The sequence below is a fragment of the Pseudoroseomonas cervicalis genome (assembly GCF_030818485.1).
Classification (GTDB): Bacteria; Pseudomonadota; Alphaproteobacteria; order Acetobacterales; family Acetobacteraceae; genus Pseudoroseomonas; species Pseudoroseomonas cervicalis_A.
This window is the reverse complement of record NZ_JAUTAJ010000004.1, coordinates 3,501,643-3,525,482: the sequence shown is the minus strand read 5'-3', so window position 1 is coordinate 3,525,482 and position 23,840 is coordinate 3,501,643. Positions and strand designations below refer to the sequence as shown.

At 72.6% G+C, this 23,840-nt stretch carries 26 protein-coding genes; 13 read left to right on the top strand and 13 right to left on the bottom strand.

Going from position 1 to position 23,840, the window contains the following annotated elements:
- Window positions 1-2: 2 nt before the first annotated feature.
- On the bottom strand, window positions 3-932 hold the full coding sequence (locus tag QE401_RS20580) for a YihY/virulence factor BrkB family protein (RefSeq protein ID WP_307139966.1): 930 nt from the start codon (window positions 930-932) through the stop codon (window positions 3-5).
- Window positions 933-1,086: 154 nt separating this feature from the next.
- Between QE401_RS20580 and QE401_RS20575 the strand changes: the two genes are divergently transcribed.
- The gene (locus QE401_RS20575; RefSeq protein ID WP_307139965.1) at window positions 1,087-1,479 is read left to right on the top strand and encodes an MAPEG family protein; all 393 of its coding nucleotides are present in this window, start codon (window positions 1,087-1,089) and stop codon (window positions 1,477-1,479) included.
- 157 nt (window positions 1,480-1,636) lie between these two features.
- On the opposite strand, the gene QE401_RS20570 is transcribed toward QE401_RS20575, so the two are convergent.
- The gene (locus tag QE401_RS20570) at window positions 1,637-2,929 is read right to left on the bottom strand and encodes a mechanosensitive ion channel domain-containing protein (protein WP_307139964.1); all 1,293 of its coding nucleotides are present in this window, start codon (window positions 2,927-2,929) and stop codon (window positions 1,637-1,639) included.
- A gap of 188 nt (window positions 2,930-3,117) precedes the next feature.
- Between QE401_RS20570 and QE401_RS20565 the strand changes: the two genes are divergently transcribed.
- Window positions 3,118-3,414 (top strand): hypothetical protein, encoded by a 297-nt coding sequence (locus QE401_RS20565; RefSeq protein WP_307139963.1) that lies wholly within the window; start codon window positions 3,118-3,120, stop codon window positions 3,412-3,414.
- A 765-nt stretch (window positions 3,415-4,179) separates the two neighbouring features.
- On the opposite strand, the gene QE401_RS20560 is transcribed toward QE401_RS20565, so the two are convergent.
- From QE401_RS20560 to QE401_RS20550, 3 genes are all read right to left on the bottom strand, one after another.
- The gene (locus QE401_RS20560) at window positions 4,180-5,103 is read right to left on the bottom strand and encodes an SAM-dependent methyltransferase (RefSeq protein ID WP_307139962.1); all 924 of its coding nucleotides are present in this window, start codon (window positions 5,101-5,103) and stop codon (window positions 4,180-4,182) included.
- Window positions 5,100-5,477: a DUF423 domain-containing protein gene (locus QE401_RS20555; RefSeq protein ID WP_307139961.1), complete on the bottom strand. Its 378-nt coding sequence runs from the start codon at window positions 5,475-5,477 to the stop codon at window positions 5,100-5,102. Before QE401_RS20555 ends, QE401_RS20560 begins: the two co-directional genes overlap by 4 nt.
- An 80-nt stretch (window positions 5,478-5,557) precedes the next feature.
- Window positions 5,558-6,244, bottom strand: coding sequence for a phosphoribosyltransferase (locus tag QE401_RS20550; protein ID WP_307139960.1), 687 nt, complete (start codon window positions 6,242-6,244; stop codon window positions 5,558-5,560).
- Window positions 6,245-6,408: 164 nt separating this feature from the next.
- Here QE401_RS20550 and QE401_RS20545 point away from each other — a divergent pair, with 164 nt between their 5' ends.
- From QE401_RS20545 to QE401_RS20500, 10 genes are all read left to right on the top strand, one after another.
- Window positions 6,409-8,118 carry a solute carrier family 23 protein gene (locus QE401_RS20545; RefSeq protein WP_307139959.1) on the top strand — a complete coding sequence of 570 codons (1,710 nt, stop codon included), beginning with the start codon at window positions 6,409-6,411 and terminating at the stop codon, window positions 8,116-8,118.
- 165 nt (window positions 8,119-8,283) lie between these two features.
- Window positions 8,284-9,879, top strand: a complete 1,596-nt coding sequence (locus tag QE401_RS20540) for an ABC transporter substrate-binding protein (protein ID WP_307139958.1) — start codon at window positions 8,284-8,286, stop codon at window positions 9,877-9,879.
- Window positions 9,876-10,952: an ABC transporter permease gene (locus QE401_RS20535; protein WP_307139957.1), complete on the top strand. Its 1,077-nt coding sequence runs from the start codon at window positions 9,876-9,878 to the stop codon at window positions 10,950-10,952. The genes QE401_RS20540 and QE401_RS20535 overlap by 4 nt, the downstream gene beginning before the upstream one ends.
- Window positions 10,952-11,857, top strand: coding sequence for an ABC transporter permease (locus QE401_RS20530; RefSeq protein ID WP_307139956.1), 906 nt, complete (start codon window positions 10,952-10,954; stop codon window positions 11,855-11,857). The genes QE401_RS20535 and QE401_RS20530 overlap by 1 nt, the downstream gene beginning before the upstream one ends.
- 97 nt (window positions 11,858-11,954) lie before the next feature.
- Window positions 11,955-12,797, top strand: a complete 843-nt coding sequence (locus QE401_RS20525; protein ID WP_307139955.1) for an ABC transporter ATP-binding protein — start codon at window positions 11,955-11,957, stop codon at window positions 12,795-12,797.
- Entirely contained in the window at window positions 12,794-13,525 is a 732-nt protein-coding gene (locus QE401_RS20520; RefSeq protein ID WP_307139954.1) for an ABC transporter ATP-binding protein, read from the top strand. The genes QE401_RS20525 and QE401_RS20520 overlap by 4 nt, the downstream gene beginning before the upstream one ends.
- A 206-nt stretch (window positions 13,526-13,731) precedes the next feature.
- Window positions 13,732-14,124, top strand: coding sequence for a response regulator (locus tag QE401_RS20515; protein ID WP_475638094.1), 393 nt, complete (start codon window positions 13,732-13,734; stop codon window positions 14,122-14,124).
- A 142-nt stretch (window positions 14,125-14,266) separates the two neighbouring features.
- A complete protein-coding gene (locus QE401_RS20510; RefSeq protein WP_307139952.1) occupies window positions 14,267-15,082 on the top strand; it encodes a CheR family methyltransferase in 816 nt (271 codons plus the stop codon).
- Window positions 15,083-15,244: 162 nt separating this feature from the next.
- Window positions 15,245-15,394 carry a hypothetical protein gene (locus tag QE401_RS20505; RefSeq protein WP_307139951.1) on the top strand — a complete coding sequence of 50 codons (150 nt, stop codon included), beginning with the start codon at window positions 15,245-15,247 and terminating at the stop codon, window positions 15,392-15,394.
- A 93-nt stretch (window positions 15,395-15,487) separates the two neighbouring features.
- Window positions 15,488-16,363, top strand: a complete 876-nt coding sequence (locus tag QE401_RS20500) for a hypothetical protein (protein ID WP_307139950.1) — start codon at window positions 15,488-15,490, stop codon at window positions 16,361-16,363.
- 10 nt (window positions 16,364-16,373) lie between these two features.
- On the opposite strand, the gene QE401_RS20495 is transcribed toward QE401_RS20500, so the two are convergent.
- Window positions 16,374-17,612, bottom strand: a complete 1,239-nt coding sequence (locus QE401_RS20495; protein WP_307139949.1) for an MFS transporter — start codon at window positions 17,610-17,612, stop codon at window positions 16,374-16,376.
- A gap of 262 nt (window positions 17,613-17,874) precedes the next feature.
- Here QE401_RS20495 and QE401_RS20490 point away from each other — a divergent pair, with 262 nt between their 5' ends.
- Window positions 17,875-18,123 (top strand): hypothetical protein, encoded by a 249-nt coding sequence (locus QE401_RS20490; protein ID WP_307139948.1) that lies wholly within the window; start codon window positions 17,875-17,877, stop codon window positions 18,121-18,123.
- Here the strand turns inward: QE401_RS20490 and mnhG are convergent.
- The 7 genes from mnhG to mbhE are packed head-to-tail and all read right to left on the bottom strand — an operon-like array spanning window position 18,120 to window position 23,753.
- Window positions 18,120-18,527 carry a monovalent cation/H(+) antiporter subunit G gene (gene mnhG, locus QE401_RS20485; RefSeq protein ID WP_307139947.1) on the bottom strand — a complete coding sequence of 136 codons (408 nt, stop codon included), beginning with the start codon at window positions 18,525-18,527 and terminating at the stop codon, window positions 18,120-18,122. The two genes, QE401_RS20490 and mnhG, sit on opposite strands and share 4 nt — an antisense overlap.
- Window positions 18,527-18,817, bottom strand: coding sequence for an MrpF/PhaF family protein (locus tag QE401_RS20480; protein ID WP_307139946.1), 291 nt, complete (start codon window positions 18,815-18,817; stop codon window positions 18,527-18,529). Before QE401_RS20480 ends, mnhG begins: the two co-directional genes overlap by 1 nt.
- The gene (locus tag QE401_RS20475; RefSeq protein WP_307139945.1) at window positions 18,814-19,155 is read right to left on the bottom strand and encodes a Na+/H+ antiporter subunit E; all 342 of its coding nucleotides are present in this window, start codon (window positions 19,153-19,155) and stop codon (window positions 18,814-18,816) included. The genes QE401_RS20480 and QE401_RS20475 overlap by 4 nt, the downstream gene beginning before the upstream one ends.
- The gene (locus QE401_RS20470) at window positions 19,152-20,672 is read right to left on the bottom strand and encodes a Na+/H+ antiporter subunit D (RefSeq protein ID WP_307139944.1); all 1,521 of its coding nucleotides are present in this window, start codon (window positions 20,670-20,672) and stop codon (window positions 19,152-19,154) included. Before QE401_RS20470 ends, QE401_RS20475 begins: the two co-directional genes overlap by 4 nt.
- On the bottom strand, window positions 20,669-21,049 hold the full coding sequence (locus QE401_RS20465) for an NADH-quinone oxidoreductase subunit K (protein ID WP_307139943.1): 381 nt from the start codon (window positions 21,047-21,049) through the stop codon (window positions 20,669-20,671). The genes QE401_RS20470 and QE401_RS20465 overlap by 4 nt, the downstream gene beginning before the upstream one ends.
- Window positions 21,046-21,456: an MnhB domain-containing protein gene (locus QE401_RS20460; RefSeq protein ID WP_307139942.1), complete on the bottom strand. Its 411-nt coding sequence runs from the start codon at window positions 21,454-21,456 to the stop codon at window positions 21,046-21,048. Before QE401_RS20460 ends, QE401_RS20465 begins: the two co-directional genes overlap by 4 nt.
- The gene (mbhE, locus tag QE401_RS20455; RefSeq protein WP_307139941.1) at window positions 21,453-23,753 is read right to left on the bottom strand and encodes a hydrogen gas-evolving membrane-bound hydrogenase subunit E; all 2,301 of its coding nucleotides are present in this window, start codon (window positions 23,751-23,753) and stop codon (window positions 21,453-21,455) included. Before mbhE ends, QE401_RS20460 begins: the two co-directional genes overlap by 4 nt.
- Window positions 23,754-23,840 lie beyond the last annotated feature (87 nt).

Here is a 23,840-nt window from a genome sequence, read left to right as displayed (position 1 = left end):
CCTCAGGAGGTGGCCGGCGGCAGGCCGATCGGCGGGCGTTCCGGCACATCCTCGGCCGCCGCAGCGGGCGCCGCCGCCTCGCGCCGCCGCGCCGCCTCCCAGCGCCGCGAATCGCGGTGCATCGCCCAGGCCTTGGTGAATTCGGCGCCGAGCAGGAAGATCTGCGCCGAATAGTAGATCCACAGCAGCACGATCACCGCCGAGCCGGCGGCGCCATAGGTGGTGCCGATGGCGCTGCTGCCGAGATACAGCCCGATCAGCGTCTTGCCGAGGTTGAACAGCAGGGTGGTGGCGATGGCGCCGACGATCACGTCGCGCCATTCCAGCTTGCGGTCGGGCAGGATCTTGTAGATCGCCGCGAACAGCAGGGCGACCAGCGCAAAGGAGATCAGCACATTGGCCAGCCGCACCGCCAATGCGACGGCCGGCAGCCTTCCGTCCAGCGCCTGGCCCAGCGCATGCAGCGCCGCGCTGACCACCAGCGAGACCAGCAGCAGGAAACCCAGCGTCGCCACCAGGCCGAGGCTCGCCGCCCGCGCCTGCAGCAGGCGGGAGACGCTGGTGCGCGGCTCGGCGCGCCAGATCTGGTTCAGGCTGGACTGGATCTCGCCGAACACGCCGCTGGCCGTCAGCAGCAGGGTGACAACGCCGAACACGCTGGCCAGCAGGCCGGAGGTGGGGTTGGAGGCGCTGACGATGATGCTCTGCACCAGCTCCGCCCCGGCCGCGCCCATCAGCCCGCCCAGCTGGTCGACGATGGCGCCGCGCGCCGCCTCCTCGCCGAAGACGCTGCCGGCGATGGCGATGGCGATGATCAGCACCGGCGCCAGGGAGGTGACGGTGTAGAAGGCGATGGCCGCGCCGCGGCTCAGCGCGTCATCCTCGATGAAGCCCAGCACGGTCTGCCGGATCAGCCACCACGCCCTGTGCATCCGCAGCCCTCCGCCACGGGGCGAAAACGCCCGCGCCCCGGCTCCGGTTGCCGCGATCGCCGGGCGCGGCGAGGCCATGGCGGCGGCGCCCCGCCCGGCCTAGGCTCCGCTATGGCCGCGCCGCCGGCGCCGGGGCCGAGAGGGAGCGACCGCCATGCCTTTCCCCACCCTCACCGCCTTCTATGGCGCGCTGCTGGGCCTGCTGTTCCTGGCGCTGTCCTTTGCCGTCTCGGCCGGGCGGGCGCGCTGGAACGCGCATCACGGCGATGCCGGGCAGGAGCGGCTGCGGCGGCTGATCCGCATCCAGGCCAATTTCGCCGAATATGTGCCGCTGACCCTGCTGCTGCTGGGCCTGGCCGAGGCCGGCGGCGCCGCGCCCTGGCTGGTGCACGCCCTGCTGCTGGCGCTGCTGGCGGCGCGGCTGGCGCATCCGCCGGGCATGCTGGCGGCGGAGGGCTCGGCGCTGCAATACACGCTGCGGGCGCCGGCGATGCTGGTGCAATGGGCGGTCCTGCTGGCCGCCTGCGCCCTGCTGCTGCTGCGCTGAGGGGGCGGGCGCAGCCGCCCGCCTCAGCGCAGCCGCTCCGCGGCCCCAGACGGGCCTGGCCCCGGCCGGGCGATCATCGCCGCCGCCTGGAGCGCGAGCGGGGCGGCGGAGCCGGTCGGTCAGGCCCTGGCCGGCACCGCCCGCGCGCCGCGCCGCCTCAGCGGGCGGCGCCCTGCCCGGCCCCCGCCTGGCTGATCCCGGCCTGGCTGATCCCCGCCTGGCTGGCCCCGGCCTGCGGCGCGGCGGCGCGGCCATCCGGCACCTCGCCCTCCGGCACCTCGCCCTCCGGCATCCCGCCCTCCGGCCCCGCGCCGCCCCGCGGCAGCGGCCCCTGGCCCGGCCGCGCCCCTGGCGTCTCGTCCAGGATGCGCAAAGGCGGCGCCTTCCCCTCCTTGTCCTGGCCCATGTAGAGCGTGACATGCGGGAAGGGCATCTCGATGCCGCGGGCGTCGAACACCTCCTTCAGGATCTCGCTATAGGCGCGGCCGGCGCCCCAATGCTTGCCGGCCAGCGTCTTGATGCGGGCGCGCAGCATGATCGCCGAATTGCCGAAGCTGGTGATGCCCTGCATGTCGAGCGGCCCGATGATGAAGGCGCCATGCTCGGTCTGCTGCAGCCGCTCGAAGGCCTCCTGCATCGCCGCCTTCACCTCGGGGATGCTCTCCCGGTAGGCGACGCCGATATCGGCCACGTGGAAGCCGAAATCCTTCATCATGTTGGCCACCGTCGTCACCGAGGAGAAGGGGATGACGTGCAGCGTGCCATTGCCGTCGCGGATCGAGACCGAGCGGATGGTCAGCTTCTCCACCACGCCGGAGACGCCGCCGGCGGCGACCACATCGCCCTCGTTCATCGCGTTCTCCAGCTGGATGAACACGCCGGTGATGATGTCCTGCACCAGGCGCTGGGCGCCGAAGCCGATCGCCAGGCCGACCACGCCGGCGCCGGCCAGCAGCGGGCCGATATTCACCCCCAGCTCGGACAGCGCCAGCATCGCCACCATGACGATCAGCGCGATGGTGGCGGCGTTGCGGAACAGCGCCAGCAGGGTGCGCTCGCGCGGCGTCGGCACCGTGCCGTAATTCGGGTTCAGCCGGTACTCGACCCAGGAGGAGAGGGCGAGATGCGCGGCGATGCCGAACAGCAGGATCAGCCCGGCCGAGACCAGCGCGCCCAGCGTCCTGCGGCCGGCCTGCGTCTCCACCCAGCCCGGCAGGTCGAAGATCCGCCAGGCCCAGAACAGGCCGAGCGCCACCGCCACCAGCACCGCCACCCGCAGCGCCTGCTGGATCGCCGGGATCAGCCGGTTCAGCCGGTGCTCCAGCAGCGGCAGCCGCTCCGTCACCGCCTCGGGCAGGCTGAGCCCGCCGGCCAGCCAGCGGCGGATCTGCTTCAGCAGCAGCGCCGCCACCGCCAGCACGGCCAGCGAGCGCAGCGTCGACAGCAGCATGAAGCCCATCGCCTCGCGCCGGGTTGGCGACCCAGGCCAGGAACAGCACCACCATGTAGAGGATGGCCAGCAGGTGCCAGACATGGCCGAAGGCGGTCCAGGCGCGGCCCAGCGCGCGCAGGCCGCGCCGGTCGCGCCGCGCCTCCACCCAGTGGCGCCCGGCGCGGCGGTGCCGCAGCACCGCCAGGATGCCCAGCACCAGCACCGTCAGCATCACCACCAGCCGCAGCGAGGCCGCCGCCGCCGGCGAGGCATTGGCGTTCAGCACCGGCGCCAGCAGCATCATGGTGGTGCCGATCAGCAGCGCCGCGAGGCCAAGCCAGAAGGACCAGGCGCGCGCCCCCTCCTCGCCCAGCGGCAGCGGGCGCAGCCCGGGGCGGCCCGGCATGAACAGGGTGCGGATCAGCACCCGGCTGCCCTCCACCGCCAGGAAGGCGTTCAGCAGCAGGGTCTGGTGCACCGCGATCAGCCCGGTGGTGCCGTAGGAGAGCGCGAAGAGATAGCCGCCGGCCCAGGCCAGCAGCAGCGCCGCCAGCCGCACCAGGAAGGCCAGCGGCACGAACAGCACCCGCCAGGCCGGGCGGTGCGAAGCGGCGCGGCGGTCCAGCGCGCGCAGCAGCGGCCGCGCCAGGAGCCGCAGCAGCGCGTAGCCGCCCAGCACCACCGCGGCCAGCAGGCCGATGGTGAAGGCGCCGGCCCAGAAGGCCTCATCCGCCGCCACGGCGCCGCCGGCCAGCTGCCCCAGCCCGCGCCCCAGCGCCGCCAGATGGCCGGCCGCGGCCGCCGCCTGCTCGGCCACCGCCTGGCTGTACTCGGCCAGCTGCCGGGCGAAGGTGGGCTCGGGCTCCGGCGGCAGGGCGGTGGCGGCGGGGCCGGCGGCGCGCAGCCGGGCGATCAGCGCGGCGCGGCCGGCATCATCCTCCAGCAGCCGCACCAGATCGTCGACCGAGGCGACGGGGGCCGGGTTGGCGGAGGAGGCCGGGCGGCCCTGCGCATGGGCGGCGGCGCTGCCGAGCCAGAGGCCGATCAGCAGGACCGGGAGGAGGCGCAGCCAGGCAAGGGCTGGGGAGCGGTGGATCTGCATCGCCCCTGTCCCTGGCCGCCGGGGCCGGGCAAGTCCAGTCATAAAGACATGACGGAACCTGGGGCGGGGCGGCGGCTTTCTGCCTGTTTGCGCGGCCGGCAGGACGGCGCCGGGGAGCGCCCGGGCCGCCCCTGCGCGGCCCTGGGGCAGGCGCCGGGCTTCGGCCTCAGCCGGGCGGGTCGGCCTGCAGCAGGCAGAACATCAGCTCATGCTTGTTGTGCGCGCCATGGAACACCCGCGCGCCCGGTATGGCGGCGAAGGCGGCGGCCGTCTCATGGTCGGTCTCGCCCTGGAACTTGATGGTGCAGACGAAATTCCGCGCCCGCCCCGCTTCCCGCCAGCGCTGCACCAGGCCGAGCAGCCGCGCCGGGTAGCAGATGATGTCGCTGAACAGCCAGTCCACCGCCGCCTCGCGCTCCGGCTCCAGGCCGAAGGCGCTCTCGGTGCGGATCGTCACATTCGGCAGGGCGGCGACGCCCGGATCCATCTGCGCCTTGTCCACGGCGACCACCTGGCAGCCCAGCTGCGCCAGCGCCCATGTCCAGCCGCCCGGCGCGGCGCCGAGATCCAGCACCGTCTCCCCCGGCCCCGGCCAGCGGCCGAGCCGGGTCAGCGCCTCCCACAGCTTCAGATAGGCGCGGCTGGGCGGCCCCTCGCGATCCTCCTCGAAGCGCACCGCGCCGCGCAGGAAGGGGCTGGTCTTGGTCGGGCTGGCCAGCATCAGCTCGGGCGAGAGCAACGTCCAGCCGCCCAGATGCCCGGTCGGCGCCGCCTCGGGGAAGCGCAGCGCCTTTCCCTTCAAGGGCGGCAGCGCCGCCTCGATCAGCGCCGCGCGGCGGTGGTGCAGCACCGGCTCCAGCGACCAGTTGCGCTGGATCGCCCGCAGCGCCGCGGCCGCGCCCTTGATCGAGGGCACCGGGATCTCGCGCGGGTCGGTCCACACATCCAGCGCCCAGGCGGAGGGCACCGGCGGCGCCTCGGTCAGCGCCAAGGGGCCGTGCCAGCGGGCGATCGCCACGCCGGCGCGGCGCAGCTCCTCCTCCACCTCGCGCTCGAACCCCTCATGGGCCAGATAGGCGGCGCGGATCATGCGGCGCGCGGGCGGGTCAGCCCCGCCACGCCCAGGATCAGCCAGCCCGCCATCAGCGCCGTGCCGCCCAGCGGCGCCACGCGGCCGAGCGATTCGCCCTGCAGCACCAGCCACCAGACGGCGCCGCAGAACGCCAGGCTGCCGACGGCAAAACAGGCGCCGGCCAAATGCGGCAGCCAGTTGGCGCGGCGCTCGGCCAGCAGGCCGGCGGCCAGCAGCGCCAGCGCGTGCCAGCCCTGCATGGTCAGCGCATTCTGCACCCGCGCGGCGTCCACGGGCTCCAGCACCGGGGCCAGACCATGCGCGGCCCAGGCCGACAGGGCCACGGCCAGGAAACCACTCAACGCACCCAGCGCCAGCCAGAGACGGGACATCAGAACGACCTCGGCAATCCACACGAAAAAGAGCGGGGGAATGAATTCCCCCGCGCCCCCTTCTTTTTTCTATCAGTTTTTCAGGGGCCCGTCGAAGCGGGGGGCAACAGGAGATCTCGGGGCAGGGTTGCGGGGTCGGGGACCCAGCCGGTCCCCGCGCGGCGGAACAGCGGCGTGGCGAAGGCGGCGGCGACCGGAATCGCCTCCGGCCAGTCGGGGCGCCAGCGATCGCCCTGCGCCATGGCCACGCACAGCCCGACCGGCTCCACACCCGCCAGCCGCAGCAGCGACAGCCCGGCCAGCGCCGAACTGCCGGTGCTGATCACGTCGTCCACCAGCAGCACGCGCCGGCCGGCCAGCCGCGGCAGCAGCCTGGGGTCCAGCCACATCCGCCGCGCATCCGGCGCGGTGGAGGAGGAGGTCGGCACCGACAGCGCCGGATCGTACCATTTCTTGCGGGAATAGCCGGGGGCGACCCAGTTCGGGTGGCCCAGCGCCTCGGCCACCGCGCCGCCGAAGACATGGCCCAGCGTCGGCAGCCCGACCACCAGCTCGGCGCCCAGCGGCCGCGCCGCCGCCGCCATCCAGCCCACCATCGGGCGCAGCACGGCAAACGCCGCCTGGTTGGCGATGAAGCCGGTGACGGCGATGGCGCCGTAATCGCGCAGCGGCAGACGCAGCGCCCGGCCATCCGGCATCGGCGCGGGGTAGCTCTCCTGCCAGGCGGCGGCGCGGGAAGGCGGCTCGAAGCCCTGCCAGTGTTCCATGCGGCGCGGATGCCACGCGGCGCCATGGCCCGCCAGAGGGAAAGCGCCAGGCCGGCCGCCCCGTGGCGCGGCGGGCGGCCCCGGGCTACACCGACGGAACGATCCGCCGGAGAATCCAGCCCCATGCTCCTGCCCGCCGCAGCGCGCCCCGCCGGACGGCGCCGGTGAGCCTGTCCCGCCGGCAGGACCGCCCGCGCAGCCGCCCCGAGGGCGTTGTCGCCGCGGTGGAGGACCGCCTGCCCCTGCCCGCCGCGCTGGGCCTGGCGGCGCAGCACATCGCCATCCAGGCCATCTACCTGGTGCTGCCGGTGGTCGCCGCCACCGCCTTTGGGCTGCAGGCGCGGGAGGCGGCCAATTTCATCGCCCTCTCCATCCTGGGCTTCATCCTGCTGCAGGGGCTGCAGGCGCTGACGCGCGGGCCGCTCGGCGCCGGCTACCAGATGCCCTCCATCCCCACCCCGGTGATGATGGGCGCCTATCTGCTGGCCGCCGGCGCCGGGCTGGGCCCGGCCCAGGCCGGCGCGCTGCTGCTGCTGGCCGGGCTCTTCGCCATCGCGGCGAGCTTCCTGATCCGCCGGCCCGAGGCGCTGGTGCCCACCGAGATGGCGGGGGTCGTCGTCTTCCTGCTCGGCGTCACCCTGCTGCCGGTGATGCTGGACCAGCTGCAGGTGCTGCAGCGCCGCTTCGACACCGACAGCCCCTGGGACATCCTGCTGGCGCTGCTGGCCTTCCTGGTGATGGCCGGGGTGGCGCTGCGCGGCGGGCGGCTCGCCCCCTATGGCATGCTGATCGGCGCTGCGTTCGGCATCCTGCTCTCCCTGCCCCTCGGCTACACGGCGGCGGATGCGGCCGCCGTGCTGGCGGCCAATCCCTGGTTCGCCTGGCCCACCCCCATGGTGCCGCGCTTCGACGGGCTCTCCGCCGGGCTGGCGCTCGCCTTCGTCTTCGCGACATTGCCGGCCAAGGCCACCATCCTCGGCAATCTCGTGGCCTTCCAGCGCGCCGCCGATGGCGGGTGGGAGAAGCCGGACGGCCCGCCGCTGCGCCGCGGCCTGCTGGCGCATGGCGTGGCGCTGGCGCTCACGGGCGGCATCGGCGGCATGGCGCCGGGGCCGTCCTCGGCCTGCGTGGGGCTCTCCATCGCCAACCGCACCCTGTCGCTGCGCATCATCTGGGTGGGGGCGGCGCTGCTGCTGCCGCTGGCCTTCTCGCCGCGGCTGGCGGCGCTGTTCATCCTGATCCCGCCGCCGGTGAAGGCGGCCATGCTGCTCTATGTCGCCTGCTTCATGATCGCGACGGGCTGCCAGCTGATCACGGTGCGCATGCTCGACATCCGCCGCTCCCTGGTGGTGGGGCTCGGGCTGATCATGGGCTTCGCCGTGCTGATCGCCCCGGGGCCGTTCCGCGCGCATCTGCCGGCGCTGGCCTCGGCGCTGACCTTCGGGGCGCTGACCTGCTTCGTCATGCATCTGGCGACCCTGCCCCTGGTGCGGCGGGAGGTCCGCTTCACCCTGCCGCTCGACGCCCGGCTGCATCTGGAGGCGGAGCGCCGCGCCCAGGCCATGGGCGGCGCCTGGGGCGCGCGGCGCGCCACCATGGAGCGGGTGCAGGATTTCCTGGTCGAGGCCGGCGAGCTGCTGGCCGATCGCGGCCTTTCCGAGGCCGAGGTGCTGGCGAGGAGCGGCGAGGGCGTGGTGACCCTGGTGCTGAGCCACCAGGGCGAGCCCCTGCCCGCCCCCGCCGCCCGGCCCGAGGCGGCCGACCTGATGGGCGGCGCGGCGGCGCGCGCCGCCTTCGCGCTCTGGCTGGCCACCCGCCACGCGGCGCGGCTGCAACAGGCGCCAGGCGAGCTGCGCGTCACCTTCCAGGATTAAGAATCTGTCATGATGCGGCGCGGCAGGCCGGGCGACCGGGCTGCGACTTCGCCATTCTCCGCTGTCCCACACTGCGAACTCCCCCTGCGAACCCCGTCTTGACCCGTGGCGCGGCCCCGTCCCGCGCGCTACACCGGGGGCAGTTGCAGGAGAGGTTCCGAACCCATGCTGACACGTCGCACGCTGCTGCTGGCCTCGGCCGCCGCCGCCTCGCTCCCGGCCGCGCTGTCGGGCGCCGCCGCCCAGACCCCGCCGGGCGTGCTGGTCTTCGCCAAGCAGATCGATGACATCATCACCTGCGACCCGCATGAGGCGTTCGAGTACACCGCCTCCGAGCTGGCGGCGAATGTCTACCAGAAGCTGGTGACCACGCCGAATTCCAACCCCTCCGAGATCACCGGCGAGCTGGCCGAGAAGTGGGAGGTCTCGGATGAGAGCAAGACCTTCACCTTCACCCTGCGCGAGGGGCCGAAATTCGCCTCCGGCCAGCCGGTGACGGCCGAGGACGTGGCCTTCTCCCTCTCCCGCGCGGTGCTGCTGAACAAGGCGCCGGCCTTCATCATCAACCAGTTCGGCTTCACCAAGGACAATGTGGCCGAGCGCATCCGCGCCACCGGCCCGCGCACCGTGGTGCTGCAGACGGCCGAGCCGACGGCGCCGACCTTCCTGCTCTACTGCCTCTCCGCCGCGGTGGGCTCGGTGGTCGAGAAGGCGGTGGTCACCGCCCGCGCCCAGGGCGATGATCTCGGCAATGCCTGGCTGAAGCAGAATTCGGCGGGCTCCGGCAGCTATGCCATCCGCCAGTGGCGCGCCAGCGAGAGCGTGGTGCTGGAGGCGAACCCGCACAGCAATGTCGCGCCGCAGATCAAGCGCATCATCATGCGCCATGTCGCCGACCCCTCGGCGCAGCTGCTCGGCCTGACCAAGGGCGATTACGACATCGTCCGCAACCTCGGCGCCGACCAGATCCGCCAGCTCGAGGGCAACCCGGCCTACACGGTGCAGTCGGCCCGCAAGGCCAGCCTGATGTACCTGTCGCTGAACCAGAAGAACCCGAACCTGGCCAAGCCCGAGGTGCGCCAGGCGATCAAGCTGGCGCTCGACTATGAGGGCATCCAGAAGGCCATCGTGCCGACCACCTATGCGGTGCACCAGGCCTTCCTGCCGGCCGGCTTCCCCGGCGCGGTGACCGACCAGCCCTTCAAGCGCAATGTCGCCGAGGCCAAGGCCCTGCTGGAGAAGGCGGGGCTGGGCAATGGCTTCGAGGTCTCCTTCGACTACACCTCGGCCGCGCCCTTCGCCGACATCGCCCAGGCGATCCAGGCCAATCTGGCCGAGATCGGCATCCGGCTGCGCATGCTGCCGGGCGAGCAGCGCGCCGTCATCACCAAGACCCGCGCCCGCACGCATGACATCGCCATGGTGCGCTGGGGCTCGGACTATTTCGACCCGCACAGCAATGCCGAGGCGTTCAGCATCAACACCGACAACAGCGACAACGCCCGCAACCGGACGCTGGCCTGGCGCGCCAGCTGGGAGATCCCCGAGCTGTCCGCCCGGACGCTCGCGGCGCTGAAGGAGACGGATGCGGCGAAGCGGGCCGAGATGTATGTGCAGCTGCAGAAGGACCACCAGCAGCACTCGCCCTTCGTCATCATGCTGCAGGAGATCGAGATCGCCGTCAGCCGCGCCGGCGTGCGCGGCTTCGACATGGGTCCGATGAACGACCGCCACTTCTACAAGGCCATCACCAAGGCATGAGCGAAACCACCTCTCCCCGGGCGGCGCCGCCGTCCGGGGGGCGGGCCCGGCCCTCGGCGGCGCGGCTGCGCCTGCAGGCCCTGTCCGCCACCGCGGCCAGCGTGCCCATCACCCTGTTCGGCCTGGTCCTCGTCACCTTCCTGATCGGGCGCGTGGTGCCGATCGACCCGGTGCTGGCCATCGTGGGCGACCGCGCGCCGCAGGATGTGGTGGAGCAGACCCGGCTGGCGCTCGGCCTCGACCAGCCGCTCTACATCCAGTTCTGGAAATATCTCGGCCAGATCGCCAGCGGCGACCTCGGCCGTTCGGTGATGACGTCGAACCCCGTCACCCAGGACATCATCCGCTTCTTCCCCGCCACCTTCGAACTCGCCACGGTGGCCATCATCATCGCGGTGGCCATCGGCGTGCCGCTCGGCGTCTGGGCGGCGACGCGGCAGGGCAGCTGGATCGACCAGGGCGTGCGGCTGTTCTGCCTGGCCGGGCATTCGCTGCCGGTCTTCGTGCTCGGCCTGATCTCGCTGCTGCTGTTCTACGCGACGCTGGAGATCGCCCCGGGCCCCGGCCGCCAGGGCATCTATTTCGAGGGCATGGTGGATGAGCGCACCGGCATCCTGACGCTGGACGCGCTGCTGGCCGGCGACTGGGCGGCGTTCCAGGACGCGCTGTGGCACCTGGCGCAGCCCGCCGGCGTGCTGGCCTTCTTCTCCCTCGCCTATATCGCGCGCATGACGCGCGCCTTCATGCTGGCCGAGCTGAAGAGCGAATACGTCACCACCGCCCGCGCCAAGGGGCTGTCGCGCTTCCGCATCGTCTGGGGCCATGCCTTCCGCAACACCGCCGTGCCGCTCGTCACCGTGCTGGCCATGACCTATGCGGGGCTGCTGGAGGGCGCGGTGCTGACCGAGACGATCTTCGCCTGGCCCGGCCTTGGCCAGTACCTGACCGTGTCGCTGCTGAATGCCGACATGAACGCGGTGCTGGGCGCGACGCTGGTGATCGGGCTGATCTATGTGGTGCTGAACCTGATGGCCGATCTGCTCTACCGCCTGCTCGACCCGCGGGTGAAGTGATGTCCGAGACCACCTCCACCCGCGACTGGCTGCTTTCCGACACGCCCGGCTCGCGCGCCCAGGCGCGCTGGGGCCGGCGCTACCAGCTCTGGCTGGCCTTCCGCCGCAACTGGCTGGCGGTCGCCGGCCTGGCCATCGTGCTGCTGATGCTGGTGATGGCGCTGGCCGCGCCGCTGCTGGCCACCCACGACCCCGGCGTGCAGAACCTGGCCAACCGCCTCGCCCCGCCCTCCGCCGCGCATTGGCTCGGCACCGACGAGCTGGGGCGCGACACCTGGTCGCGTCTGGTCTATGGCGGGCGGGTGACGCTCGGCATGGTGGTGTCCGTGGTGGTGCTGGTGGCGCCGCTCGGCCTGATCATCGGCTGCGTCGCCGGCTATGCCGGGGGCTTCTGGGACCGCGTGCTGATGCGCGTGACCGATGTGTTCCTGGCCTTTCCGCGGCTGATCCTGGCGCTGGCCTTCGTCGCCGCGATGAAGCCCGGGGTCGAGAGCGCCGTCATCGCCATCGCGCTGACCGCCTGGCCGCCCTATGCGCGGCTGGCGCGGGCCGAGACGCTGACCATCCGCAACACCGACTACATCGCCGCCGTGCGCATGACGGGTGCGGCGCCCTGGCGCATCATCTGGAAGCATGTGGCGCCGATGTGCCTGCCCTCGCTCACCGTGCGCGTCACGCTCGACATGTCCTCGATCATCCTGACGGCTGCCGGCCTCGGCTTCCTCGGCCTCGGCGCGCAGCCGCCGATTCCGGAATGGGGCACGATGATCGCGACGGCGCGGCGCTTCATCCTGGAGCAGTGGTGGGTGCCGGTGATTCCGGGTGTCGCCATCTTCACCGCCAGCCTCGCCTTCAACCTGCTGGGCGACGGGCTGCGCGACGTTCTGGACCCCAAGCAGCGATGATTTTTCTGACAGTTGGCGGGGTCCGGGGTGGCCCTGCCACCCCGGCGGATGGGGTGTGGGGAAGGCAGAGCCTTCCCCACGGCAAGGAGCGCGTGGCATGAGTTCTCTCGTTGAGATCCGCGATTTGCGCGTCGATTTCCCGACGCCGTCCGGCTTCAACCCCGCCGTGCGCGGTATTTCTTTCAGTATGGGCCGTGAGAAGCTCGGCATTGTCGGCGAAAGCGGCTCCGGCAAATCGGTGACCGGCCGCGCGCTGATGCGGCTGCTGCCCCAGGCGGCACGCGTCCGCGCCGAGGCGCTGCGCTTCGACGGCATCGATGTGCAGGCGGCGAGCGAACGGCAGATGCGCAGCCTGCGCGGCGGCCGCATCGGGCTGATCATGCAGGACCCGAAATACAGCCTGAACCCGGTGATGACGGTCGGCCGGCAGATTTCCGAGGCCTGGCTCGCCCATAACAAAGGCGGCCAGCGCGAGGCGCGCGAGGCCGCGCTGACCCTGCTGGAGCAGGTCAAGATCCGCGACCCGAAGCGGGTGCTGGAGAGCTACCCGCACGAGGTCTCGGGCGGCATGGGCCAGCGCGTCATGATCGCCATGATGCTGGCCCCCAACCCGGACCTGCTGATCGCCGACGAGCCGACCAGCGCGCTGGATGCCAGCGTGCAGGCCGAGATCCTGAAGCTGATCGAGGATCTGGTCTCGGCCCGCGGCATGGGGCTGATGCTGATCAGCCACGATCTGCCGCTGGTCAGCCGCTTCTGCGACCGCGTCGTTGTCATGTATGCCGGCCAGGTGATGGAGGAGCTGCCGGCGCGCGACCTGCACCGCGCGAGCCACGCCTATACCCGCGGCCTGCTGGACTGCATGCCGAGCCTGTCGGTCCGCCGCGAGCGGCTGCCGACCCTGACCCGCGACCCCGCCTGGCTGGAGCCGCGCCGATGATCGAGATCGAGCACCTCAACGTCCATTTCGGCGCCAACCATGTGGTGCGCGACGTCTCCTTCCGCGTCGAGGCGGGGGAGACCTTCGGGCTGGTGGGCGAAAGCGGCTCGGGCAAGTCCACCGTGCTGCGCACCATCGCCGGGCTGAATGGCGGCTGGGATGGCGGCATGGCGGTGGCCGGCCGGCCGCTCGGCCCGAAGCGCGACCGCGCCTTCTTCAAGACCGTGCAGATGGTGTTCCAGGACCCCTATGGCTCGCTGCATCCGCGCCAGACGGTGGACCGCATCCTGTCCGAGCCGCTGGAGGTGCATGGCATCGCCGATGCCGAACAGCGCATCACCCGGGCGCTGGAGGAGGTGGCGCTGCCGCGCACGGCGCGCTTCCGCTACCCGCACCAACTCTCGGGCGGGCAGCGCCAGCGCGTGGCGATCGCCCGCGCGCTGATCGCCGACCCCTCGGTGCTGCTGCTGGACGAGCCGACCAGCGCGCTCGATGTCTCGGTGCAGGCGGAGGTGCTGAACCTGCTGGCCGATCTGCGCCAGGCGCGGCAGCTCACCTGCATCCTGGTCTCGCACAATCTGGCGGTCATCGCGCATCTCTGCGAAAGGCTCGCCGTGATGCAGGGCGGCCGCATCGTCGAGACGCTGACCGAAGGCCAGCTGCGCGAGGGCGAGGCCCATCATCCGCACACCAGGGACCTGATCGCCCTCTCCCACGAGCTGGAATGATTCTTTCGGGCTGCCGCCGTCCTGTGGAGATGGCGGCCGACCAAGGCCCGGCCATGGGCAAGCCGGAACGGGGGCGCTGCGGCGCCCCTTTTTCATGGGCAGCGCGGAAAGGCTGAAAGAAGGATTAATAAGCCGGAAACGTCCCTGGGGTGAAACAAGGCTGCGCCGGCTCGCCCCGGTGCGCCCGACAGCCAATGGAGTGGGGTGTGGACGAGGCGCTGACCTGCCTGGTGGTGGATGACAGCCGTGTGGTGCGCAAGGTGGCGCGCCGCATGCTGGAACGGCACGGCGCCGTGGTGCGCGAGGCCGCTGACGGCCAGGAGGCGCTGTTCGCCTGCCGCGAGGAGCTGCCCCGCCTGGTGCTGCTCGACTGGAACATGCCGGTCATGGACGGGCTGGAATTCCTCAAGGCCGCGCGCGCCGAATTCGGCGCGGAGGAGCCGGTGGTCGTGCTCTGCACCACCGAGAATGATTTCGAGCGCATCCTGATGGCGCTCGGCGCCGGGGCGCAGGAATACATCATGAAGCCCTTCGACGACGCCATCCTGGCCGGCAAGCTGGTGCAGCTCGGCCTGCTGCCGGAAACGGCGGGATCCTGACCGCCACCCTGCCCGCCGGCCCCGGCCGGCCTTCCCGTTCGACCCCGCCCCGCATCGCGGTCCGGGCCACACCGCGACACGCCCTGCCGTGCCGCGCCGTGGCGACCGGCGCGGCCGGCCCGACCCCTGCCGGAGAACTGGCATGAACGCCGAGAGCTTTGCCGCGATCGCCGCCCTGGTGAAGGCGCGCGCCGGCATCGTCCTGACGCCCGACAAGGATTACATGCTGGAGGCGCGGCTCGGCCCGATCCTGCGGCGCGAGGCGCTGCCCAGCCTCGACATGCTGGCGCTCAAGCTGCGCGATGCCCGCGCCGAGGCCCTGGCGCGCGACGTGACCGAGGCGCTGACGGTCAATGAGAGCAGCTTCTTCCGCGACGGCAAGCCCTTCGAGCATCTGAAGCGGGTGCTGCCGCAGCTGCAGGCGGCGCGGCCGCCCGGCCACCGGCTGCGCATCTGGTCCGCCGCCTGCTCGACGGGGCAGGAGGCCTATTCCACCGCCATCCTGCTGCGCGAGCTGGGCCTGCAGGCCGAGATCCTCGGCACCGACCTGTCGCGCGAGGTGGTGGAGCGTGCCCGGGAGGGCCTGTTCACCCAGTTCGAGGTGCAGCGCGGCCTGCCGGTGCAGATGCTGATCAAGCATTTCAGGCAGGAGGGCGGCAAATGGCGCATCGCCCCCGAGCTGCGCGCCATGACCCGCTTCGAGGAGCGCAACCTGCTGGCCGACCACCGCGCGCTCGGCCGCTTCGACGTGATCTTCTGCCGCAACGTGCTGATCTATTTCGACCCGCCGACCAAGGAGCGGGTGCTGGACGCGCTGGCGCTGCGCCTGGCGCCGGATGGGGTGATGTATCTGGGCGGCGCCGAGACGGTGCTCGGCCTCACCTCGCGCTGGGCGCCGGTGCCGGGGGAGCGCAACGCCTTCATGCTTGCTTCGCAGGAGACCGCTCTGGCAGTCTAGCTTTCGGAACCGGTCCCGCCCTGCCCGATCCCTAGCGTGATCGTGTAGCGGCCGGGTGAAGCCACCGGGCACGAAATGAATTGACTCGCCATGAGCGAACCGAGCCCCACCCCGAGCACGATGCCGAGCTTGGCCAGGCGCTTCCGCCGCGGAGCGATCCGCATGCAGCTCCTGGCCCTGCTGCTGCTGTCCTCCACCTCCGGCTTCCTGGCCCAGCAGCTGGCCGGCCCGGCCGACCGCCTGGCCGCCGCCTATCAGGACGCCGATGACGACCTGCCCGAGCCGCTGGGCGAGGATCAGCGGCGGGTCTGATCCCGCCCGCCGCCTTTCGCCGCGGGCTGGCGGCCGCCACCCCTGGCGCGGGCGGCGGAATTGCCGCATCTCGGGGGGATGATCCCCCTCGCCTTGCCCGATGGCCCCGCCCTGCCGCGCTACCGCCCGCTGACCGGGCCGGAGCAGGCGAAGGTGGCGCCCTGGCGGGGGCTGGAAGGGCGGCTGCTGCGCCTCGCCGCGCCGCTCGGCGGCTTGCCGCCGCTGTTCGAGCGGCGCCTGGCGCGCTCGCTGCGCGCGCTGCTCGATAACCCCGCCGCCCCCTCCCCCAGCCTGGAGCTGGCCGAGCGCTATTTCGGCGCCTCGCTGCTGCTGCGCGTGCCGCCCGGCCGGCTGGAATGGCAGCTGCTGGACGTGGTCAGCGACGGGCGGCGCGCCTTCCGCCTGGCGCAGCGTTTCCTCGATGCCGGCGACTGGTCCGGGGCCGGCGAGCCTCTGCCCAGCAGCGTGGTGCATCTGGAGATGGCGGCGCTATGCGACCCCGCCCGCCCGCTGCCGGAGAGCGAGATCTACCGCTACATGCTGCGCCGCGCCGCGGCGGGCCAGCCGGAGCGGCGCAATGGCGTGGCGCTGGCCAGCCCGGGGCTGATCGACGCCTATTTCGCGCATTACGCCGCGCTGCGCGACCGGCTGCGGCAGGAGGGCTACCGCCCCCGCGCCGCGCTGGCGCCGGAGGCGGGGCACCGGCTGCGCGGCGCCGGCGCGGCGCGGCGGGAGGCGGAGGTGGGGGTGGCCATCGGCCCGGGCGGCGAGGTGCTGCGTCTGCTGGGCGGTCGGCACCGCACCGCCCTGGCGCAGCTGCTGGGCCTGCCCGCCATGCCGGTGCGGGTGCGGCTGGTGCATGCGCATTGGCTGGCGGCGCAGATGCGCCGCACCGGCCTGCCACCGCACCGCGCCCTGCCCGCCGGGCTGGCGCAGCTGGCCGAGGCGCTGGCCGCGCCAAGCGGCTGAGCGGCCCGGCTCAGCGCGCCGCGCCGTCCTTGCCGGCGCGCGGCGCCAGCACCAGGCAGGCCAGGCCGCACAGCGCCAGCTGCGCCGCCATCACCAGGAAGGCCAGGCCGTAGCTGCCACTCCACGCCACCAGCAGGGCGAAGAGCAGCGGCCCGCAGATCGAACCCACGAAACCGAACAGGCTGGCGGCCGAGGTGACGTCGCTGACCAGCTGCAGCGGCGCCACACGCGCCAGCTCGGCGATGTGCACGCCGTTCCAGCCGATGGCGATGAAGCCCGCCAGCCCGGCGCAAAGATACAGGGCCCAGGGGCCGCGATCGCCCGCCAGCACCAGCAGCGCCACCGCCAGGGCCGAGGCCACGGCCTGCAGCGCCAGCATGCGCATCGCCCGGCCGCGCCGGTCCGCCACCCAGCCCATGACGATGCGCCCCAGCATGCTGGCGCCCTGCATCACCGCGACGATCCGCCCGGCCTCGGCCAGCGAGGCGCCATGGCGGGTGACCACATAGGTGGCGGTGAAGGCGGTCAGGCAGGCCTGCATCACCGAGAAGGAGGCGCCGAGCGCGGTCAGCACCGGCAGGGAGGGATGCGCGCGCAGCGTGCGGACCGAGCTGGCCAGCGCCGCCGGCGAGAGCAGCGCCCGCGCCCAGCCGACACGGCCCCTGTTGTCATCCGGCGGCGCATGGTCGCGGTCCAGCCGGCGGCGGAAGGGCTGCACCAGCAGGATGGTCACCAGCGTCACCGCGATGACCAGGCCGAGCGTCACCGTCAGGCCCTGCGCCAGCACCAGCGGCGCCACCAGCAGCCCGGCCAGCGCGCCGCCCAGCGGCACCCCGGCCTGCTTGATGGAGAAGATCAGCGTGCGGTGCTGCGGCGGCGCGTGGCGGATCAGGATCTGGCTGCCGGCCGGGGTGTTGGGGCCGAGCCCGAAGCCCACCGCCAGCGCGCCCAGCAGCCCCAGCAGGCCGAGCGGCTGCGACAGCAGGAACAGCCCCAGCGCCATGCAGGCCAGGCCGATCTGCAGCGTCCGCACCGGGCCGTGATGCGCCAGCATCGGCCCGCCACAGGCCAGCGACCAGCAGATGCCGGCCGAGGTCAGGGCGGAGACCAGGCCGATGCTCTCGGGCGCCAGCCCGGCGCGGGCCATCAGCGGCGGGCCCAGCAGCGGGATGGCCAGGCTGGAGAAGGAGCTGACGGTCTGCACGAAAAGGGTCGCGGCCAGCGCGCTGACCCATACCGGGGAGCTCAAGATCTGTTTCCGCCCTCTGCGCCCGGTCCTGTGGTCGGCCGGGCCTCGGCGGCGATTGTGTCCCGCCCGGCGCGGCTTGCCCAGGGTGGGGGGAGCAGGGGCGGCCGGATCCTGGGCGCGATCTTCTTGCCGAATCGAGACGATCCCGCGCGTTTCCGAGATGCGGCGCGCAGCGGCGCCAATGGCCAGGCTGTAGAATGGAAGGGCGGGGCGGGCTTCGCCACGGCCCCGCCCATTCCGCATCCGCCGAGGGAGCTGCCCGATGAGCCAATCCGAACTCACCCGCCTGCAGGAGGCGCTGCGCGCCGCCCCGGCCGAGCATGCCGGCCTGCTCGGCGCGCTGAAGGCGGCGAAGGACAGCGCCGAGGCGGCGGCGATCCTGGCGCGGCATGGCTATGCCATCCCGGCCGAAGCGCTGGAGACGCTGCGCATCCAGCCGGGCGCGCTGTCGGAGGATCAGCTGGACGGCGTCGCCGGCGGCGGGCGCGACACGCTGTTCACCTGGCGCTAGGCCGGCGGGCCGGCGGCCTCGGGCGCCGGGCCCTCCGCGGCCTGGCGCAGCCGCTGCTCCAGCGGCTGGCCGGCGCGCGGCAGCACACCCGCCAGCGCATCCTCCCCCTCCGCCATGACGGCGCCGGAGACATAGGCGGCGCGCCCCAGCAGATGCCCGGCGATCGGGATGGTGGCGAGCAGGAAGAGCAGCGTCAGCCCGCCCATCAGCAGGGCCGACAGGCTGCCCAGCGTCAGCACGCTGCCCAGCACCACCAGCCCGGCCCCCAGCGTGCCCGCCTTGGTCGCCGCATGCATGCGCTGGAACGGGTCGGCGAAGCGCAGCACGCCAAGCGCCGCGGCCAGCAGGAAGGCGGCGCCCGCCAGCTTCAGCAGCAGCGCCAGCAGGGTCAGGGCGACGTCCATCACCGCCCCCGCCCCTTGCGCTCGAGAAAGGCGGAGAAGGCGCAGGTGGCGACGAAGCCGATCAGCCCGATGCCGAAGGCGACGTCGAGGAATTCGCGCCGCCCGGTGGCGGAGGCGGTCAGCGCGGCGATGCCGATGGCGATGCCCGCCAGCATATCCACCGCCACGAAGCGGTCGGCATAGCCCGGCCCGCGCAGCATGCGCCACACCGCCATGCCGAGCGGCAGCATCAGGAACAGGATCAGCGCGGCGGACAGCCCCGTGGCCCAGGCGTCGAGCGTGGCGATCATCCCTCGATCCTCCGGATGCGCGCGGCGAAGGCGGTCTGGATGCCGGCCACCACCGCATCGGGGTCGCGCGCATCGAGCACATGGATGTAGAGCAGGCGCCGGTCCGCGCTGACATGCAGCGAGCAGGTGCCGGGCGTCAGCGTGGTGAGGTTCGCCAGCATGGCGATGCCGAGATCGCTGCGCAGATCGATCGGCACCGCCAGGATCGCCGGCGCGGTGCGCGGCTGCCGCGCGAAGGCGGCGGCGGCCACGGCGACGCAGGACAGCGCCAGCTCGCGCAGGAAGACCAGTGCCAGCATGAGGGCGCTGCCGAGGCGCGCGGACAGGGCGGGCCTCATGGGGCCAGCTCCGCCACGGCGGCCGGCCCCAGCACGGCGGCGATATAGGCGCGCGGGTCGGCGAGTTCCGCCGCCGCCGCCTGGGCGAAGCGGATAAAGGGCTCGGCATGGAGGCCGATCAGCACGGTCAGCGCGGCCAGGGCGCCGATCGCCGCCAGCATCGGCGGCGGCACGGCGCGCGCCTGGGCGCGCGGCAGCACCGGCTCCTTCCAGAAGGCCTCGGTCCAGATCTTGGTCATGGAGTAGAGCGTCAGCAGGCCGGTGAACAGCGCCGCGCCGGCCAGCCAGAAGGCCGCATCCTTCAGCGCGGCGTCGACCACCATGAATTTCGCCCAGAAGCCGGAGAGCGGCGGAATGCCGCCCAGCGACAGCGCCGGCACCAGGAACAGCACCGCCAGCAGCGGCGAGCGGCGCAGCAGGCCGCCGCTCCGCCGCACATCGAAACTGCCGCCGGCGCGGTGGATGGCGCCGGCGATGAAGAACAGGTTCGCTTTCACGATGATGTGGTGGACGACATAGAAAATGCCGCCCGCCAGCGCCAGCGGCGTGGCCAGCGCGAGACCCAGCAGCATGTAGCCGATCTGGCTGACGATGTGGAAGGCCAGGATGCGCCGCACATCCCATTGCACGGCGGCGCCGAACACGCCGAACACCATGGTGCCGGCGGCCATCACCGCCAGGATCTCGCGAACTCCGTTGTGCTCCACGCTGAAGACCAGCGTGAAGACCCGGAAGCAGGCATAGACGCCGACCTTGGTCAGCAGCCCCGCGAACACCGCCGAGACGGTGACCGAGGCGGTGTGGTAGGAGGCCGGCAGCCAGAAGAACAGCGGGAAGTACCCCGCCTTGATGCCGAAGCCGCAGAGCAGCAGCAGCGCCGAGACGCTGAGCGCGACCGAGGGCTCGGCGCGCGGCAGCAGCAGCGCCAGATCGGCCATGTTCAGCGTGCCGGTGACGCCGTAGAGCAGCGCGACGGCGGCCAGGAAGAACAGCGTCGAGAGCAGGTTCAGCACGGCGTATTTCAGCACGCCGTCGAGCTGGGCGCGGGTGCGGCCGATGACCAGCAGCCCCATCGCCGTGATCAGCATCACCTCGAACCAGACATAGAGGTTGAAGATATCGCCGGTGAGGAAGGCGCCATTCACCCCGGCCAGCATGCCGTGGAACAGCGGGTGGAAACCGGCCCGCGCCTCCCGCGCGCGGATATCGGCCAGGCCGAAGACCCAGGTGGCCAGCGCCATGATGCCGGTGATGGCGGCCATCGCCGCGCCCAGCCGGTCGGCCACGAAGACCACGCCGAAGGGCGGCGCCCAATTGCCGAAGCGGATCGCCTGGATGCCCTCCGCCTGCACCTGCCCGAGCAGCATCAAGGCGGCCAGCAGCATCAGCGCCGCCCCCGCCCCCGACAGCACGCGCTGCACGGGGCGGTGGTTCCAGGCCAGCGCGGTGGCCGCCGCGGTGGCCAGCGGGATGGCGACCGGCCACAGCACGGCGCCTTGCGCGAGCAGGCCGCTCACCGCTCCCGCTCCGTGTCGAAGGGCGTGCCGCGGCGCTCGGCGAGGTCGAGCCGGGCATGATCCAGCGTGCCGATCGAGCGCTGCGCCTGCAGCGCGATGGCGGCGAGGAAGGCGACCAGCGCGAAGCCGATGACGATGGCGGTCAGGATCAGCGCCTGCGGCAGCGGGTTGGCCGCCGCCGGGGCCAGCACCGCCTCGCCCTCAGGGATCACCGGCGGCAGGCGCGCGCCGATCCGCCCGGCCTGGAAGATCACCAGATTGACCGCGGCCGAGAGCAGGGCGATGCCGAGGATGATGCGCAGCATGTGGCGCGACAGGATCATGTAGATGCCGCACCCCGCGAGCAGGGCGATGGCGAGCGCATGGACCAGGCTCATGCCTCCTGCTCCTCCTCGTAGAAGCGCAGCACGAAGGCCATCACGCCGCCGACCACGGCGAGATAGACGCCGATGTCGAAAAGCAGCGTGGTGCCGATATGCAGGCCGCCCGAATGGAACCACCAATGCGTCAGGAAGGAACCATGCGAGAGCAGCCCGGGCAGGCCGCTCAGCAGGCCGCAGCCGAGGCCCATGCCCAGCAGCACCACCGGATGCACGCGCAGGGCGCGGCGCGCGGCGCGGATGCCATCCGCCAGCGCCAGCAGCGCGAAGCCCGAGGCGGCGACCAGCCCGCCGATGAAGCCGCCGCCCGGCTCATTGTGCCCGCGATAGAGGATGAACAGCGACACGCCGAGCATCAGCGCGCAGAGCGGCCGGGCGAGGGCGGAGAAGATCAGCGAGTTCATGCGGCGCCCCTCGCCCGGCGGCGCAGCAGCCCCCACACCGCCATGGCGGCGAAGGCGATCACCGCACTCTCCCCCAGCGTGTCGATGGCGCGGAAATCCACCAGGATGACGTTGACGACATTGCGCCCATAGGCGTCGGCATAGCTGGCGGCGGCGAAGAAATCGCTCAGCCGGCGGTCCAGCGGCAGCGCCGACAGCGTCGCCAGGCTGGCGAAGACGACCGCGCCGAAACCGGTGGCCAGCAGCAGGTCGACACGCCGCTCGCCGGCGCTGCGGGTGGAGCGGACCAGCGACGGCAGCCGCAGCAGCAGCGCGGTCAGGATCACGGTCACCAGCACCTCGACCGAGAACTGGGTCAGCGCCAGGTCGGGCGCGCCATTCAGCAGGAAGATCAGCGCCGAGCCGAAGCCCACCACGCCGACGCCGACCACGGCGCGGATCAGCGAGCGCGCGGCGGCGGCGGCCAGGGCGCCCGCCACCATCAGGGCCAGAAGGATGGTCTCGGTCAGGCTGAAGCCGGCCAGCGACCCTGCGAAGCCCCAGCCCGGCCGGCCCAGCGCCAGCCCGCTGCCGATCACCGCCAGGGTCGCGGCCAGGGTGATGGCGGTGTAGCGGTGCTGGTCGCCATTCTGCAGCAGCCGCGTCGACCGGGCGGCCAGCGCCAGCAGCCCGCCGAAGAGGCGGTGATAGCCGGCATCGCCCAGCAGCCGGTCCAGAACCCGGCTGTGCGACAGGCGCAGCAGCAGCCAGGGCCAGGCCAGATAGAGGCAGACGCCCAGCGCCACCGCCGCCGCGCTCAGCCCCAGCATCGGGGTCCAGCCATGCCAGAGCGCCGGGGAGGAGGGCGGCGCCGCGCCGCCGGTCAGCGCGGCGACGGCCGGCGCCACCAGGCTCTCCGCCACCAGCCCCGGCGCCAGGCCGAAGACCAGGCCGAGCAGGCCGAGCAGCAGCGGGCCGATGAACAGGCCGGGGCTCTCGCCATGATGGTGCGCGACCGCCCGCGCCCGGCCGAGCAGGAAGGGCCGCAGCGAGACGATCAGCGCGATGGCGACGAAAACGGCGCTGCCGAGCAGGGTGACGGCGATCACCGCCCAGCCGGCGCCGCCGGCCAGCTGGCTCTCGAAGACATATTCCTTGGCGATGAAGCTGAAGGAAGGCGGCAGCCCGGCCATGGCGAAGGCGGAGAAGCCCGCCGCCAGCGCCGTCACCGGCAGGGCGCGGCCGAGGCCGTTGATCTCGCGCAGATCGGTGCGGCCGGTGGCGTGGATCGCCGTGCCGGCGCAGAAGAACAGCGCCGCCTTGTACAGCGCATGCGCCAGCAGGAAGCCGACCATGGCGGTGGCGGCCAGCGCGCCCTCCAGCCCGATCAGCAGCACCAGCAGGCCGAGCGAACCGACCGTGGACTGCGCCAGCACCGCCTTGTAGCCGGAGCGCGACAGGGCGCGCAGCGAGGCCACCAGCAGGGTCGCGCCGCCGAAGCCCAGCAGCAGCGGCCCGAAGGCCGGCATGGCGGAGAAGGGCTGGTCCAGCCGCGCCAGCAGATAGACGCCGAGCTTCACCATGGTGGCCGAGTGCAGATAGGCCGAGGCCGGGCTCGGCGCCGCCATGGCGTTGGGCAGCCAGAAATGGAACGGCAGCTGCGCCGATTTGGTGAAGGCGCCGAGCAGCACCAGCGCCAGGATGGCCGGCGCCAGCGGCGAGGCCGCCAGCTCCGGCCCGCGCGTCGCGATGGCGGCGAGCGAGAAGCTGCCGAGCTCCATGCCGATCAGCAGGATGCCGGCGAACAGCGCCAGCCCGCCGCCGGCGGTGACGATCAGCGATTGCAGCGCCGCCTTGCGCGCCTCCGGCTTGTGCGAGTCGAAGCCGATCAGCAGGAAGGAGACCAGGCTGGTCAGCTCCCAGAAGACATAGAGGCCGATCAGGCTGTCCGACAGCACGCAGCCCAGCATCGCCGCCATGAACAGCATGATCAGCGCGATGAAGCTGGCGCCCTTGGGCTGCGGCCTGTCGGCGAAATAGGCCGCCGCATAGAGCACGACCAGCGTGCCGATGCCGGTGATCAGCAGCGCGAAGAGGCGCGAGAACCCGTCCAGCCGCAGCGTCAGCGCGACGCCGAGCGAGGGCACCCAGTCGACCGACTGCTCGACCGGCGCCGCGCCCTGCAGGGCGAAGGCCAGGAACAGCGCCGCCGGCAGCGCGGCCACCGCCAGGCTGCCCCGGCGCGGCCAGCGCAGCAGCAGCGGGCGCGTCGCCGCGGCGGCCAGGAAGGCCGTGGCGAGCAGGGCGGCGAGGGTCAATCGCATCTCCCGGGCTGGACAAAAGCGTGGCCTGAGGGTCTGGCACGCCGCCTCGCGCGGGAGAAATCGGAAATCCTGGCCCGGCCC